Origin of the sequence: Ekhidna sp. (assembly GCF_964218185.1) — a bacterium.
GTDB lineage: Bacteria > Bacteroidota > Bacteroidia > Cytophagales > Cyclobacteriaceae > Ekhidna.
The window spans coordinates 308,261-325,628 of record NZ_CAXPLV010000005.1; the positions used below are offsets into that span (position 1 = coordinate 308,261).

At 42.6% G+C, this 17,368-nt stretch carries 9 protein-coding genes; all 9 read right to left on the reverse strand.

What is annotated here, in order from left to right:
• Positions 1-13 precede the first annotated feature (13 nt).
• On the reverse strand, positions 14-2,899 hold the full coding sequence (locus ACEQZT_RS06815) for an AsmA-like C-terminal region-containing protein (protein ID WP_370088542.1): 2,886 nt from the start codon (positions 2,897-2,899) through the stop codon (positions 14-16).
• Positions 2,900-2,977: 78 nt separating this feature from the next.
• The gene (locus ACEQZT_RS06820; RefSeq protein ID WP_370088544.1) at positions 2,978-3,379 is read right to left on the reverse strand and encodes a hypothetical protein; all 402 of its coding nucleotides are present in this window, start codon (positions 3,377-3,379) and stop codon (positions 2,978-2,980) included.
• 16 nt (positions 3,380-3,395) lie between these two features.
• Positions 3,396-4,796: an aldehyde dehydrogenase family protein gene (locus ACEQZT_RS06825; protein WP_370088546.1), complete on the reverse strand. Its 1,401-nt coding sequence runs from the start codon at positions 4,794-4,796 to the stop codon at positions 3,396-3,398.
• A 62-nt stretch (positions 4,797-4,858) separates the two neighbouring features.
• Positions 4,859-6,910: an OmpA family protein gene (locus ACEQZT_RS06830; protein ID WP_370088548.1), complete on the reverse strand. Its 2,052-nt coding sequence runs from the start codon at positions 6,908-6,910 to the stop codon at positions 4,859-4,861.
• Positions 6,911-6,926: 16 nt separating this feature from the next.
• Positions 6,927-7,604, reverse strand: a complete 678-nt coding sequence (locus ACEQZT_RS06835) for an OmpA family protein (protein ID WP_370088550.1) — start codon at positions 7,602-7,604, stop codon at positions 6,927-6,929.
• A gap of 95 nt (positions 7,605-7,699) precedes the next feature.
• The gene (locus ACEQZT_RS06840) at positions 7,700-9,007 is read right to left on the reverse strand and encodes a peptidoglycan DD-metalloendopeptidase family protein (protein WP_370088552.1); all 1,308 of its coding nucleotides are present in this window, start codon (positions 9,005-9,007) and stop codon (positions 7,700-7,702) included.
• Positions 9,008-9,025: 18 nt separating this feature from the next.
• On the reverse strand, positions 9,026-10,960 hold the full coding sequence (locus ACEQZT_RS06845; protein WP_370088554.1) for a thioredoxin family protein: 1,935 nt from the start codon (positions 10,958-10,960) through the stop codon (positions 9,026-9,028).
• A 3-nt stretch (positions 10,961-10,963) separates the two neighbouring features.
• Positions 10,964-12,331: a dipeptidase gene (locus ACEQZT_RS06850; protein WP_370088556.1), complete on the reverse strand. Its 1,368-nt coding sequence runs from the start codon at positions 12,329-12,331 to the stop codon at positions 10,964-10,966.
• 68 nt (positions 12,332-12,399) lie between these two features.
• Positions 12,400-17,355, reverse strand: coding sequence for a hypothetical protein (locus ACEQZT_RS06855; RefSeq protein WP_370088558.1), 4,956 nt, complete (start codon positions 17,353-17,355; stop codon positions 12,400-12,402).
• Positions 17,356-17,368 lie beyond the last annotated feature (13 nt).

Consider the following 17,368-nt stretch of genomic DNA (forward strand, 5'->3'; position numbering starts at 1 on the left):
CACCTCTGAAGAATTATATTTTATCTGCCTTCGCTTTTGCTTCTGCAATCAATTTATCTGCTTTAGCATTCGCTTCCGATTCTATCTGATTTGCCTTTTGATCAGCTTCAGCTTTCATTTTTGCGGCAGCTTCCTGAGCCAGTTTCTTCTTAATTGGATTTGATCCGGCATCTGCGATCAGCTTATCTGCTGCTGCGTATCCTTCTTTCCTTACTTTTTCAGCACTGGCTTTCCCTTGCTTTCTGATGGCATCTGCCTGAGCTTGTGCCTCCGACATTATTTTCTGACGCTGTTCTTCTTTCGCTTTTTCCAGCTCTTCCTGTGCTTTTGCTTTTGCCGCTTCTACTTCAGCCTCTGCCTTTTCTTTCTGCTCATCTACCTTAGCCGTTAGATCTTTTTTGAAATCATCGGTGGCAGACCCACCACCTGATGCGGAGCTTGTCCCGAGCAATTTCACCGTGGGATCATCGTAGGTGCCTCCAATCCCCAGATTAAGATTGATTTTGTCAGCAACCAATTTTTTACCTCCAGTAAAAGAGCTAAGGGCACTGTTTAACGCATTACCAATTTGTCCCGTCGGAATATCTTTCAGTAGCATTGAGTAATCTAAAGACCCATCAAGACCATTGTTACCCCCAACCACAGCTTTTTGTCCACCAACCTGTAGTTCAAATGGTTCCACGAACATGCGTCCATTTTTTATTGATGTACTAACCAACACGTCCTTCAAGGTAATTTTTTGAGAGGGTTGTGTATTGGCTCCTGTCTTTAGCGCAGCTACTGAAGAAAGCTTTTGCATGAACTCACCTTTTTCTAGTGCAGCCTGGGCAATATTCACCAAACCAGACAAATTAATCTCGTCCATAATCGGCATCATATCTTCTCCAAGCAGTCCATTTACTTTGAAGTCAGAGGAGAACTTGCCGGTCACTTGTTTTGCAACAGGAACATAGCTCTGGATAGTTTCAAATGAGGTGAACGCATTGGCAATTGAAAGGTCTTTTATTTTAAAGGCCAGGTCATACTTAGGCTTATCCAGATCTTTGGTGACATACGAACCTGTCAATTCAAAAGTACCGTCTAGCATGTTGAAGCTGTTTTTGTCAAGGATGATGGCTCCATCTTTAATCAATACCCTCCCTCTAAAGTTGGTTATTGGCATATTGGAATAAGCAATCTTGTCAATGGATGAAGCAAGAGTGAAGTCGATGTTTTCCGGAATCTTTACCACTTCCATAGGAGCCTCTTCAGAGTTTGAATCTTCGCTTCCTTCATTGACAGCTACCTCTTCTTCCATACTTTCCTCTGGCATGAATTCATTCACATCAATCAATCTGGAATTGAAGTCCATCCGACCTACAAGCATTTCATTCTCTGAAAGAGCAAAAGCAAGATAGTTGGTCACTTTTCCTGTCAAGTTAAAGTCTGAGTTGCCGGAAGTCGCATTAAACTCGCTCAGTGAAATTTCAGAAGGATTGAATGCGAGGTTGGCACGGCTAATGCCAAAACCCTGAGGTAAATACTCCTCACTTGTGAATAGAAAATCCTTGATCGTCATACTTCCAGAGGTTGGAAGCTTATCGTATCTCTCAGCTTCAACGTCTGACATTCTACCTGCCGTTTTTAGTGTAGCATTGATTTTTCCAAGTAGGGTCATTCCTTCAAGAGGCACAATCTTGGTGATTTTTTCTAAATCTGCATTTCCTTCAAAGCCCAAATCCCACTGATAGTCTTCCAGGTTCTTAAATTTTAAGTAGGCTTCTACAGACTCGCCATCCACTAGCATAGCAAACTTGTCCACGTTAAAACTGGTCTCTCGCAGATCTGCAGAGGGGTAGTTAAAACTCGATTTAATGGTTATGTTTTCAATTGGGATGTTGAAATCCGCATAAGAAATTTTTCCATTGTCAACACCCAGGTTGGCCGCTACTTTAGGCATAGATGTTTCATTGAAAGTACCGCGTACGTACCCATCAAAATTTACAGTTCCACCTGCAGTAACTCCGCTTAAGTACTCCTGATAAACACCCGGAATCAATGATAAAATGCTTTTCAGGTTGATGTCCTTACCACCGAAGGAGATGTCCATGTTGATATCTTCACCGGGCATGCTTACATACCCATCAGCGACCATGGCAAAATTGTTTACGGCAATTCGGTTCTCTTTAAACGTAAACTTCATCTCACTCAAGTTCATATTGAGTGTCACGTCCAGGTCCAATCGTTTGTTGGACACATATTCTGTTCCTTCAAATCCAAGTGAGGCACGATCAACCGTGGTTTTCGTTTTCATATCGAAAACATCGAGTGAAAAGTCTCCAGATCCTTCGTGATTCAGTCCTTCCAGCAGAGTGTAGAACTTCATGGATTGATCTTCATACCTCAGCTGAGCATTGCTGATGCTCCATCTTTCAATGCCAATGCTCATCTCACCAGTACCTTCATCTGATGAAGTATCCCCTTCTTCAATAATTTCTTCGGTTGATTGCTCATCAGAGGCTTTTGCTATATCGTAGTTGGCAGTACCGTCTGGCAAAACCAGCACTTTGATTTTGGGGTCGTTTAATGCTATTTCTTCTACGACAATTTGTTCACCACTGATGACTGACATCAGGTCTACAGTTACTTGAAAATTCCCGACAGATGCCAGAGTGTCTTTTTCAAATACACCAACACCCACAACGCCAAAATCACTCATGCTTACTGTCAGATCAGGGAAGTTTTTGATCAGGGAGATACTAATGCCGTCAATATCATAATAAACCTTGGCATTAAGGTTTTCTGCCATTGAGTCGTCGAGTGCCTTTCGAATATCATCTTTGAAGATGATCGGCAACACAATTATTGCAGTAATGAGGAGGACAAATACAACACCTATTACGATCAGAAACTTTTTCATAGCATTTATTTTACTACCAAATTAATGAGAAAGAATCCCATCTAATAAGATGCAACGCATTTTTAACAGAAAGATCAACTACTTCGTGAGCGTAACGAAAATGTCCTCCATCAGTTGAAGCTTGATACGGTCCTCAGATTTTGAAGCCACCTGGTAAGTCATTCCTGGTGTGCCGGGTTCATTTAAAAGAAATAGCGTATCTCCAGAAACATACCACATCTGAGTGTGAGAAAGTGTATCAACATTAAAGATACAATCAGGATATCCATTAGCCGTGACTGTGAGGCTATCTGCCGAAAAAACAAAGGCTCCATCCATATAAAATTCCATGTCATCTACGCCAGGATAAGACTCTGGTGGGGTCTCCCATTCGGCTTTCCAAGTACCGTACCATTCAGATGGTCGGTTGGAAGTTTTTTCATCAGACGGACTGCTACAAGCTGCCAAGATTAGGATAGGGATAATAAGTAACTTATTCATCATGTTGATTTCTGAGTCAAAAATACTTAACCATGAAATCAATCATAAATTTTTTAAATGAGGAGTATGGTGGATATACGGTTTTTGCCATTGTTAATCCTCTCCTTTGCTTCACAATTGCTTTTTCATTGGAAAAAGCGATGAAACCAGTATGGCCGTGAGCTTTACCGATACCGCTATTGTTCACCCCACCTATGGGCAGATTAGGGTGCGCAAACTGAAGCACCACATCATTGATGGTCATCATTCCGGCACTTGTTTCTTTTTTGACTTTATTGATTATCGATTTGCTCTTTGAGAAAATATAGAGCGCTAGCGGCTTGGGTTTTTCATTGATGAATTGAATCACATCATTAATGTCTCTATAGGTGATAAGAGGAAGAATTGGTCCAAAAATCTCTTCTTCCATCACACGACTATCTTTGGACACATTGGAAATCAGCGTTGGAGTAAATCTTAAATTGTCTCGATCAGATTTTCCACCAAACTCAATATCAGCGCCTTTGTCAATGGCATCAGCCATCAGGTCATTGATTCTGTTGTGATGGTGTCGACTTATAATTGCTCCATAGGTTTCTTTGCTTCCGTAGAGTTTAGTGGATTGCACCACCAGCTCTTCGATGAGTTTTTCCTTGACATCTTCATGTACATACAAATAGTCCGGAGCGATACACACCTGTCCCGCGTTTTGCCATTTACCCCAGGCAATTTTTTGAGCGGCATCTTTGATGCTGGCTGTCCTATCTACAATGGTTGGAGACTTACCTCCGAGCTCTAGAGTTACTGAGGCCAGATGTTTTGCAGCAGCTCCCATCACAATTTTCCCAACCTGTGGACTGCCAGTAAAAAAAATGTGATCGAAAGGGAGGGAAAGCAATTCCTGAGACTCCTCGACTGCACCTAACACAACACTGACTTCTTCAGGTTTGAAGACATCCTCGCACATTCGTTTAATGAGCTCTGATGTGTTTTCAGAAAATTCGGAAGGTTTGATGATGGCGGTGTTTCCAGCTGCAATGGCAGAAACTAGCGGGCCTATGGCAAGCTGAAAAGGATAATTCCAGGGAGCAATAATGAGACAGGCCCCCTTAGGCTCGTAATAGGTTTCTGCTTTGGTGCCAAGATAAGTAATGCTGGTTGCAGCCTTTTTAGGCATCATCCATCGCTTCAGGTTTTTTCGAGCTTTTCGTATTTCCGAAAGGACTACAAATACTTCCGTCAAGTCCGTCTCTTGATGCGGTTTTTGGAGATCCTGGAAAACAGCCTCATGTATCTCTTTTCTATGAGCCATAATCCAGTGCTCAAGTTTCTTTAGCAGGTCTTTCCGCTGCTTTGTAGTAGAAGTACGAAGCGCTACTGAATGTTTCTTAACTCCTTCAAAAAGTTCACGAATATGAGATTGCGTGGCTGTATCCATTGTATAAAAATAAAAAAAGTCAGCTCGAAAGCTGACTTTATCAAATGAAGGATCTTTAAGTTTTACTGAATGACGAATTCGACGCGTCTATTTATCTGGCGATTTTCAGGAGTGTCATTTGATACCTTAGGCTGAGTTTCTCCATATGCCTTATAGGATAATCGATCTCTGCTGATACCATTTTTAATGAAATAATCCATAACTGCTTTGGCCCGCTTTCCAGATAGGTTTAAGTTATAACCTGCATCGCCCACGCTATCGGTGTGTCCGTAGATCGCAATTTTTTCAATGGTTCCCCTTTTCAGATAGTCAAGTACTCTGTTTAGTTCAGGATACGAAGCGGTCTTCAGATCCGCCTTATCAAAATCAAAGAAGATATTTTTCAACTCGATTGTTTCTCCCTTCTGGATAGGGAAGATTCTAATCAGCTTCTCAACAGTATCTGACTTTTTCAAATCAACAAAGTCCAGGCGTTCCGTTTCAGAGATATATCCCTCAGCCTCACCAACCAACCCATATTGCCATCCGCCCTGTACGGTGAACTTAAACCCTCCGGTTTCATTGGTTGCGGCATGCCCAATATCCAATCCATCAGGAAGTCTCTCTATTAGTACAGTTGCACCTTCAATAGGTTGCTCAGTCTTAGCATCAAGTACAGTACCCGACACTGTTGCAATAATGTCCTTTGGAACGAGGTGCTCCACAGAAGACACAAGCGGAGAAGCCACCTGATCTGAAAACAAGTCCTCTACCTTGAAGCTGAAGATATCTGTATCTTCCCCTTTCTCCCCACGCGTAAAATATAAATTTTGCCCGGAGGTTGGAATGCTGAAATATTCATCATTTCCTTCTTTATTTATACCTGGTCCCAGGTTTTCGGGCTCTGACCAACGTTTCCATGTATCGTCAAGTTTGAAAGACACATAGATATCTGCCCCACCATATCCGGTATACCCGTCGGAGGAGAAATACAAGGTTCTACCATCCTCAGCCATGAAAGGCGACTCATCTTCTCCTATCGTGTTTATGTCACTTCCTAAATTCATAGGCTCAGACCATGATCCATCGTTTCTCTTGAAAGAAACATATAGATCTCTTGCTCCATAAGTGTCATCACGCTCAGCAGACATGATCATTGCTTTGCCGCCAGGGACAAGAAAGAAATCTGCGTTCGGGGAGTAATTGTACTCATTTTCAATTTCAATAGACTCAGGATAGGTGAAGGTTCCGTTTTCATTTATTGACATGGACACTCCAGTATACATCCTTCCTTTTTTTCCATATCTGTTTCCAAGAATCAGCACTTCTTTACCATCCACTTTGCTCATGGAGCTAATAAAGTTTGGACCTTTTGTGTTAAGAGGAGGACCTACATTTCTTGCAGGTAGCCATTCACCGGTTTCTTCATCCAGCTCAGAAACCCAGATGTCTTCGGCATCATTCACTCCACCCACATTGTCAGGGTGAAACTGTCTGGAGAAGTATAATTTTTTTCCATCTGGTGAGATGATTGGGCTATGCTCCACATAATCACTATTCACATTGCTGCTAAGCTTTTCTGCATCCACAGCACTATTTACTCCCGGAGCTAGGTTCAGCAGTACGTTTATTGGAATATTAGAAGCAGAAATACCAATAGCGTCAATGGCATTGTATCCTTCCGAAACACTACAGTCCAAAACCACTCTTACAGCCTGAACAGCATAAGGTGTTTCTTCAAAAAACAAATTCAAAAGTCGTGACTCGATTGGTAGCTCACGTGGTGTGAGTTCAAAAAGTAAATATTCATTGTAGTCGCTATCATATCCATATACAGCCTTTACTGCACCCGGATTTTCTGATTCTGCAATGGCTATTTGCTTGGCCTTGATTGGAGTGTGAAATGAGACCATGATAAACTCTTCCTTGTCCTTGCTTTTCGGACGCCATGAGTTGGGGTTTTCACCGCCATTGGGTAGCACATTGGGTCTGTGCAATGTTTGGATGGCTGAAAATTCATATGGAGAATATTCGGAAGAAACATCAATTACCTGAGTTCCCCAGGCAACTGTCTCTTGAGCTTCACCAGCAAAAAACGCCAGCAAGCCAAAAACGAAAAGGTAGATTTTTTTCATGTGTCTAATGTCTTTTTTAACGACGGATAACTCTTACTTCTACTCTTCTGTTGAGTGCTTTCGCCTCATCAGATCGATCCTGGGTCACTGGTTGACTACCACCAAAAGCTTTGGTGAAAATCCTGCTCTTTTTCACTTTTTGGTCAATGAGATATTCTTGCACGGCAATTACCCGGGCTTCCGACAGACGCATGTTTGCATCAGGATTTCCAGCAAAATCTGTGTGCCCCTCCAGCTGAATTATGATGGAAGGATTCTCATTCATCCATATGGCAAGTTCGTTTAGCTCTTCGAATGAGCTAGGTGAGATTTGATCGCTACCACGAGCGAAAATGAGGTTTTCGAGCTTTCTAAGCTCCACAACATCTTCTTCTACATAAATGTCAAATCGCTGATTTCCTTTGACCTGTAACTCCTGGTTATATTTTTTAAAACCACTTTTCTTTACTGAAAAGTTGTAGGTTTCACCTTTGATGAGTTGTATTTCAAAGCTACCGTCTGGCTTGGTAGAAGCCATTCCCATGTCATCATAGTATGGCAGTTTTTCATATAGAATATTTCCGGCAACCGGAGTAGAATCTGCTGCTTTCAGCATTTGTCCCTGCACTAAAACCAAGGTATCTCTGGTGACCTGGGCTGTGGTGGTGGCAACTAAAGCAAGCGAAAAAAAGGCGACATAGTAGATTTTTCGCATTTGATGTTTGGATGATTTATCCCAAAATAACTCAATTAAATGCAAAAACTAAAGAATAGTATCGTTTTACTAAACGAATCGGAAATCTTAAAGGATTAATTGGTGGGATTCTCTTCCGATTCTGATTCAATTTTTGCAAGCAATGATTCAGGTTCTGCAAAAGCTATGCCATCCAAAACAGAGCGGATGGAATCACTATAGACCTTGAACTGAGCTATCTGTGTAGAGTCGATTCCGCTGGAAGAAGGTAAATCAACCTTCAGGGCATCTACTTGTCTTCCATTTTTCCAAAACCTAAAGCATAGGTGTGGGCCATTGGCCAGTCCAGTGCTACCAACATATCCAATGGTTTGGCCTTGCTTTACGGTAGTACCTGGCCGGATGCCTTTAGCAATCCTTGACATATGAAGGTACTGAGTGGTGTAGTTACTGTTGTGCTTTATTTTCACATAGTTGCCATTTCCACCGTGGTAGCGTGCTTCCAAAACCACTCCGTCCCCAACTGTTCGAATGGGCGTTCCAGTAGGTGCTGCATAGTCTGTTCCTAAGTGTGCCTTATATCTTTTTTGAACCGGATGAAATCTTCGTAAGGAGAATCTTGAGCTAATCCGGGAATAGTTAAGTGGAGCTCTAAGCAAAGTTTTCCGAAGGCTGTTACCTTCTTCATCAAAGAAATCCAGCTTTTCTGGTGTTTGGTAAGGAATCGCATAATATGGTTTTCCCCAGTGCTCAAAGTAGGCACCTTTGATACTTTTGATCCCCACGATTTCTCCATCTACGGTTTCTTCTTCAAAGATTAATTTGAACTTGTCTCCCTTGGCAATTCGGAAAAAGTCAACCTGCCATGCAAAGACATCTACGAGTTGATTGACCAGCATTGGCGATGCTCCTTGATCTAAAATTGCATTGTAAAGTGAGGAGTTGATCTCAGCAGCCAGTGTTCTTTCCGTTACTTTGATAGGCTTTTTCTGAACATTTACATAAATCGAATCCGCCAGATTGTATACCACATATTCCGTAGGGTTGGGCTCAAAAATGAATTGACGGGCAGTTTTCAACGAATCTCTGCTGTGGATTATGGAGTAGTTTGCACCAGCCTTAAGCTTGCGAACGTCGTAGATATCTTTTGATCGCTGAGCAAGGGTATGAAGATCCTGATAGGAAATATTGAAAGCTGAAAGAATTTCGGAAAGGTTTTGACTCCATTTCACACGCCCCTCTACGATATCAAATGAGTCAACAGGGTAGCCATAATAAAGTGTTGGTATATGAAACAATGATGAATCGACCTCAATCTCCACCAACGGCTCCTCTGGCTCCACGTCGGGATATTGTAAATAAAGTACTGAGATTATGGCGATTGTTAGTCCAGTTATGACTAACCAAATTCTCGTTTTCCTCATTCTTTTGGCTTGATGACGCTACAAAACTGCGTTTTTTCGATGGTTTTCCAAGGCTTTATCAAGAAAATCCACAAATGCAGAGACGCTAAGATCATATGCTTTTGGATCAATTAGCATGTCCTGATTTTCATTCAGGATGACATAAAAGGGTTGAGCGTTGTTGTTAAATCGGGTGATTTGGAAGTCAGCATTTTGCTGTCCAATCGTTTTCTTGGCCTTACCATCGTAAGACGATGCGTACCACTCCCTCTCTGGAAGCATCGTACGATCATCCACATATAGGGCAACCAACACAAAACTCTCACTTAATCTCTTCAGCACTGCCGGGTCGGACCAGACACGTTGCTCCATTTCCCTACAGTTTACGCACCCATGTCCTGTAAAATCAATAAAGATTGGCTTGCCCTGCTCTTTGGCACACGCCAATGCCTGTTCATAATCAAAGTAGCCATCAAGGCCGTGTGGCCAGTGGAGGATATCCGAATATTTTGGCTCTTCGCATGTATTACCACCCGCTTCAGCTTGTAGTAGGTTGAAATTATGTGTAGCCATCGGTGGCAGAAAACCTGAAAGCGATTTTAGCGGGGCACCCCATAAACCGGGGATAAGTGAAATGGTAAATGAAAAAGTACAAACAGCTAAAATCAGTCTGGCGACAGAGATTTTATTCGAATCAGAATCGCTTTTCAGTTTCAGTTTTCCAATCAGGTAAAGACCAAGGAGACCAAAAATAGCAATCCAAAGAGCGATGAAAACTTCACGATCCAGAATACCCCAGTGGTATGCCAGGTCTGCCACGCTTAAAAACTTAAGTGCCAGTGCCAGTTCCAAAAATCCTAAAACAACTTTGACAGAATTGAGCCATCCACCTGATTCAGGCATAGACTTAAGCCAGGCCGGGAAAATTGCAAAGCCAGTGAAAGGGATGGCAAAGGCTAAGGAAAATCCAAACATGGCCATGGTCCCTTCCATGATGCTACCCCCACTTAGTGTATTGATTAGGGCCGTACCAACAATTGGGAATGTGCAGGAAAAACTTACTAAAACAAGCGTTATAGCCATGAAGAATACGCCAATCAACCCACCCTTGTCAGCTTGACGGTCTATTTTGTTTACCAAACCTGACGGCAGGGTAATATCGAAAAGACCAAAAAACGATAAGGCAAAAAGGATAAAGACGGAGAATATGATCAGGTTAAACAGCCAGTGCGTACTCAGCTCATTTAGTGCCGTGAATCCCCAAATAAATGAAATAAGGAAGCCGAGGAGGCTGAAGAAAACGATAATGGAAAGGCCATAAATAAGTGCTTTGCCAATGCCTTCTTTTCGAGTCTTACTTTGCTTTAAAAAAATAGAGACTGTAATCGGGATCATTGGGTAAACGCAGGGCGTAAGTAATGCTACTAACCCAGCAAGAAAAGCTGTAATCAGAATTGACCAGAGGCTGCTTTCCTTCTCAGGTTCATCCTTTTTTTTTAGGTCACTATTGGTCTTTTTAGATCCCAAAGCAAACTCATCATCAAATGGAATGCACTTACCATCAATATCTGAGCAAACCTGATAGGTATAGTTTCCTGAAATGCTGAAGTCCTCTTTTAGGATTTTTACTTTTTGAACAAAAAGCCCTTCTTTTTTGAAATAGGTGTATTCCCCCTCCCAAAGCGAATCGTATTTCTTCTTGGCATCAATGGGCTGAATACCTTCGATCAATTCATAGGAATCATTCTCATTGAAATAAAACTCTGTGAGCATTGGGCCCAGATCAGGATCGAAATCGGATGAATAGAGGTACCAGTCCTTATCAATTTTTGCACTAAATCTAATTTCTACCTCGTCTCCTACACCCGGGTTTTGCTCTGAAAGTGCCACATTCCAGCTGATAGGTTTTAGAACCTGCCCAATGGAAGCGAGTGCAAAAAGAAAAAGAGATGTAAGGATTAGTGCTTTCTTCATCAATTATGATTTTGACATATCTGTGAAAAACTGATAGAAATGAGAAATCGTTTCAATGCCTCGGTAGTAATTGAAAAGGCCATAGCTCTCATTTGGAGAGTGGATAGCATCTTCATTGAGCCCAAAGCCCATCAAAATGGAATCCAGGCCAAGTACCTCCTGAAACAGCGCTACAATTGGGATACTTCCTCCTTCTCTTGTAGGAATCGGCTCTTTGCCCCATGTTTTTTCCATTGCTTTCGATGCGGCTTTGTATCCTATGGAATTTGTAGGGATTACCGAAGGTTCTCCTCCGTGATGTGGCGTTACCTTTACTTTCACATGATCCGGAGCAATGCTGTTGAAGTGTTTAACGAACAGCTCGGTGATTTCTTTACTGTTTTGATTTGGAACCAGTCTCATGGAAATCTTCGCGTAAGCTTTTGATGGAAGGACAGTTTTAGCACCTTCACCAATGTATCCGCCCCAGATTCCGTTTACATCCAGTGTGGGACGAATACCAGTTCGCTCAATGGTGGTGTATCCTTCCTCGCCTTTCACCGCCTTAATATCAAGATGTTTTTTGTACTCATCCAGATTGAATGGCGCCTGATTCATTTTCGCACGATACTCATCAGAAAGAGTTTCTACTTTATCATAAAAACCAGGAATCGTGATTTCTCCTTTTTCATTTTGAAGTGAGGCAATCATTTGGCACAATGTGTTGATAGGGTTGCCCACTGCACCACCGTATGTACCTGAGTGCAAATCTCTGTTCGGTCCGGTCACCTCGACTTCCAGGTAGCTAAGACCCCTGAGTCCCACGGTTATTGAAGGCGTGTCATTACTTAAAATGGCTGTATCCGAAATCAGTATGACGTCAGCAGCAAGTTTTTCCTTGTTGCCACGAACAAAAAGCTCGAGATTTTCTGAACCTACTTCTTCCTCGCCCTCAATCATAAATTTCACGTTGCACGGCAGACTATTGGTTTTGATCAATGCTTCGTAAGCCTTCACATGCATGTACATCTGGCCTTTATCATCGGCAGATCCACGGGCGTATATTTTTTCATTTTTCACCACTGGTTCAAACGGAGGTGAATCCCATAATTCATAAGGGTCAGCAGGCTGCACATCGTAATGCCCATATACCAAAACGGTCGGCAGATTTGGATCAATAATGTGCTCAGCATAGACGATTGGATACCCGGCTGTTTCGCAGATTTCTACATGAGTGCCCAGATCGGTGAAACGATCCTTTAGATATTCTGCTGCAGCTCTTACATCTCCGGCGAATTTCTTGTCTGCACTAACTGAAGGAATTTTCAGCAGTTCCAACAGCTCATTCAGAAATTGCTCTTTGTGTTCTTCTATGTATGAAATAGCACTCATGTTTTAGGAATTTTTTTGGCAAACTTAATTCAGGATTGGTAGCTCACCATGCGGATTGGAGAATATGGCTATTCAAAACCAAAACCATCGTCATCATCTTCCTCAATGGTATCAAAGTTTTCTTCTTCAAGATTGACATCATCGGGTGAAACGAGATTGTATGGCTCTTTGATTCCAAAATAATTTAAACGGAAGTTGTTGATGAATCCGAGGGTCTCATTTGTATCACCAATGGCGATAATCAGTTCGCCCGGTTTGGAGCTTTCCACATTAGATTTTGCTTTTACCAGTTCGTTAAACTCATTATTGGAGGAGTATAGAATCAATTGGTTGAATGTGTAGCCAATGTAGTACCAAATGCCAGGAGCTGCCTGGATGAAGAGGTTGACAACCTCTGCACCTGATTCATCTTTTTTGATCTCAAGGAATCCGTCCAGTTTAGCGTTCAGATCATTTTGGTAAATGTTTGAAATGGCAAGCTTGGTTGTATTATGCCATGCTTTCTGATCCTTATTCCACTTCATTTTCACTCCGGAGATCAATAGCTGCTTTTCAAGCTCTTTTGAAGAAGAAACCAACGATGTGTAGTCTTTCAGGCTCGCTTGCTCATACTGTTTTGCCGTAGCATCATTGGTCATATTGGCAAGTTTGTAAAGAAGCTCTAGCGAAATATCATTAGCAAGCGGAGGACCTATCCGCTCGATGATGTCAATCAGATCTTGAGCCATTATTTCGAAAGTTCCGGCTGGAGCCGGAAAAGTCATTGCAAACATGGCATCAGCCGTATATTCATTGGTCTCTTTATTTCCCACACCCAACACAGAGGACTTCAGTTGAATCTGCGTGTTGGCAGGACTGATAAAGTTTGCTTTACCCTCAAATACGATCGACTTGATGGTATCCATGTAGAGCATTGTGTGTCCCTGGTAAGAGGTTCCATTAGTCTTCGCTGGATTTTCTATTCGGTACGTTTTAGTAGAATCGATAAAGGAAAGCTCACCTGAGGCAGTAAAGAAATCCATATCAGAGCTGTTTTCTTTAGTTTCCACGAAGGTGGTGTAAAGTTCATCCCTGATATTGGAATGAATACCGGCCATGGCTTTTTCTCCACTCTCCATTACGGCATTGTCAAAAGGAAGCAGAACATCACGTTCGCCCTCCACTCGCTTAAACTGTACCCAATGATTATAATTTGGATCACTGAGATCCAATTTGACAGAACCGTCTAACTCCAAAGCCGGTTTGGAGGCATACATGATAACTGAACCCTTGTAGAAAAATCCGGGAGAGATCACCAGGTTTTGATTTTCTAACACTTCACCCCCTGAAACTGTCATTAATCGGGTAGCCACCCTTCCTCGCTTGTCAGGTGGCCCAAGGGGCACTTCCTGAAGTTCGAAGCTATCGAAGCGAATATCGAAAGTGTCTGTGCCAACAATCTGCTGATAGAAAGCATTTCCCTCAAACTTATTTCTGGACCAAATACGAATAGAAGCCCGATCCAGGTAGTGATATCCATTGAGTGTATCAATGATGATCTGTGCGTTCTCAAATTTTTGAAGCACCGAATTGGCCAAAATGGTAGTCTCATTACCTTCGGGAATAATCTTTGAGTCTGCAACAATGATGTAAGGAATACCCTGAACATTTAATTCCTGCGTGTTAATATCATAGATTGCTTTTTCGGCATTGAATGCCAAAGAGTCCAGGTCATCTCTGGTGGTGAAAAAGTAAGAATCTTCGATAGGAATATTTGGTGGCTTGGTCATCGTCACAATGGAGTCTTCCAAATCCCACACCGCTTCTGTAATGGAGGTTTTCATTTGAGCATAGGGGAATGAAATAGCTGCGACTCCAATTCGTTCGGGTCGGATGGTTGCTGTATTGTCTGTCAGATCAAAATCCAATCGAATGTCATCACCTTCCATCGCTGGTTTTGTCGGATCGTCTGTTAGCACTGCAAATTGTGCATGTCTTGCGCCATATTTAAACTCCTTAAAACTGAGTTCATTTGATTCTGCTCTGGATCCTCTGGTAAGCATGACACCACCACCATATACACCTTTGGTAGTGATATTGGCGTGACCTTCCAACTCTGCGGTGGAGTTATAAAACTTAAATGGCTCGCCCACGGTACGGAGGTACATACTATCCTTTCGTGGTAGCCAGTACATATCGTATGCGCCAAGTACTGCTTCCGGGTAGCTGGCTCCTTTGTATGTTCCTGGCGAAATTACCCCACCGCTACCATCTGTTGTCACTGAATCGGGGTAGTAGATGAAATCATTGGAGTAGATGGTGGTGGTGAGAAAATCAATCTGTCCATATCCTCTCATCCCCTTGTTGCTCAGTCGAATTTCTTCATAGGTTTTTGCCTCGGTCCCATACAGGTTGTAGCCCTCTGCTGGGATTTGGTGAGTGAACCCAAGCGACCGATCTTTTTGGATGCGAAGTGTCTCTGCAAAAGTTGGGAAGATACCACCGGAGTTGAACGTACCATCGAAGCTGATACTTTCTCCGTCCTCTCTTTCGATACTATCCACCTCAAAAGGAGGAATGATAAATTTCACGGATTTGTCATACGCGCCATTCAAGACTTCTTTACCATCAAAGTATACCACGGCCTCACTGTCTGAGTTGAAGTAAGGATATCGTCTGTTTTCTTTTACTCCTGATTTGTTGTCTTTGCTATTAATGTAGAGTGTACCAGATGTCTCGGTCAATTCATTCTTCAGGGCTACTTGCTCATATCGGCCATCGGCACTGGTGGTGTCTTTTAACGGCACTGTCAATCGCAAGGAGTCAATTTGAGGCATGGTCACTAGGAATTCTTCATAGTCAAATTGGTGACCTGATCCCTTGTATTGAAAGTCACCTGCATGGATCATTCCGTTAAATTCCAAATCCCTTCCTTTCAGCAAAACAACCGTGCTGTCTCTAGGTTCTCCGTAGATTTTAAAATCTGTGGTAAGGTAAAACCGACTTACACCTCTCACCTTCAATTTGCCACTATCCAGCTTGATGTGCGCATTAGAGCCATTCTTGATTTTTGACGGCACCATTAGGTTATCAAAGTCGACTCCCTTGGCAGATGCGTCATAATAGTGAAATGCCTTTGGATATAATTTTAAATAGCCCGTGGTAGCATTATAATCTGCAAAACCATATTGCTGGAGCACTTTTCCGGCACCTTTGGCAAAGCGCTCGTCAATGCCAAACTCCAGCGCAAGTTCGCCTACATAGAATTCTTCAAGGTTGTATTTTCTGGCGTAGAAGACAGCCGCATTGATTGGGTGGAAATCTAAAAATCGACCCAACTTCTGATACCTGACCTCATCAAAAAAATCTTCAGACTCAAAAGTGGCAGGTAGCAAATCTTTACCATTCATTATTTCCATGGAAATGGAATCATGCTTCATATTCCACTTTACCAGGTCTACATTCATGGTCACATCAAAGTATGAAGATTTATAAGGTGTGAGTGTGGAATTTCTTAGCACCATTAGTTCGCGTGTATTCAGGTCGAACTTTGCTCGTACGGATTTATGAAAGATGGAGTCACTGCCATGCAAAATGGTGATGGAGCCACTATTCATTGATACCAGAGAATCGCCTAGTGCAAACTCAGTTGATTTCAGTACGACAGTATTTCCTCTACCGTCAAGAATTTTGAGCGTACCAGGCTTGCGAGAAACCGCCTTTCCAAACAGCTGATTACCCTTAAGCTGGATTCCTCCGGTGTAGCTGAGCTTTTCATCATTCAGCTTTACGGTCACATTCGCATTGTTGGAAGTGAAGATTGGGTAGCTATTGAGGGCTCTTTTTGGTCTAGCTGTGCTTTTGTATTCAAAAACCCCTTCCACAGAACCAGTTATCAGTTTATCAAACTGAAGTGTGGCATTGGGGGTCCAGAAATCCGAACGGTCTTTTTTGATGTGAAAATCTTTCAGCTGCACTACAGCTCCCTTAAATTTTCTATTCAACCCAGGCCAGTCTACTGATCCTTGTTTGCCTGCAAGCGTTCTGCTTTTTAGCAAAAATGTCCCATTTACACTTTTTATTCTCAGGGAGTCATATGGGGTGGACATGATCACTCGGGAGTTGGTGATTTCAATTACCGGACCCTCCAGTTTAGGATGCAGGTATTGATATTGACGGAGTGTGAGGTAGTCAGGAATGACAGGAGCATAGCTAGGCCGAACGGCTTTTGGTGCTTCGTATACTGGCTCTTCCGGTTCACTACCCCAGGAATTTCCCCAGCTATCGTTGCTACCCCACGAATCATTGGAATCTCCCCAGCTGTCATCAGATGAGTTGTCAGCCCAAGGGTCATTGCTTGTATCCCAGGAGTCATCCGAACTTCCCCAGCTGTCATTGTTACCCCATGAATCATTGGAGTCTCCCCATGAACCATTCCCCCAGGCATCATCCGAGGAGGTATCCTCCACAATTACCGGCATCTCTTCTTCGGTGATCAGCGTGGAGGTGTCTTCTTCTATTACTTCATTCTCAGGTTTGATATCAATGTATTCATCCAGCAACTTGAATTCATAACTCCCTTCGCCTGCCTGCACTGCAAGATTTTTTTCCAGGCTCAAGTAGCGACGAGCAAAATAGATATTCAGGCCGTAAACAAATTCTTTGTACTCTGACTTTGACAGTGTGTGGACAACCTGTTCATTTATTTCCAATACTTTATCCAGCTGATCTCTTTGTAGGTTTTCCTGAGTTACCGAATAGGCCAGATAGGTAAAAAAATGATAAAAAGAAGGGTAAAATTGATATCCCTTTTTCTGCATGGTCAATGCGATCTTGTGCGCCTTGTCTTGTTGAGCGGCTGTAAACTTTCCGTCCCATGCATTTTGGAAATCGTATGCGATCTTGTTCCCGGACTCGGTTCCAGTGGATCTCAGCTTGGCAATAACCTGAGCTCGAAACTCCGCTTTGTCATTGGAGTATCGCTGTGCATGAGCCATGGAAGCAGCAAGCACGAAAGCCAAAACTGAAATTAAGAGCGAGCGCATAGAGCGTTAAAGA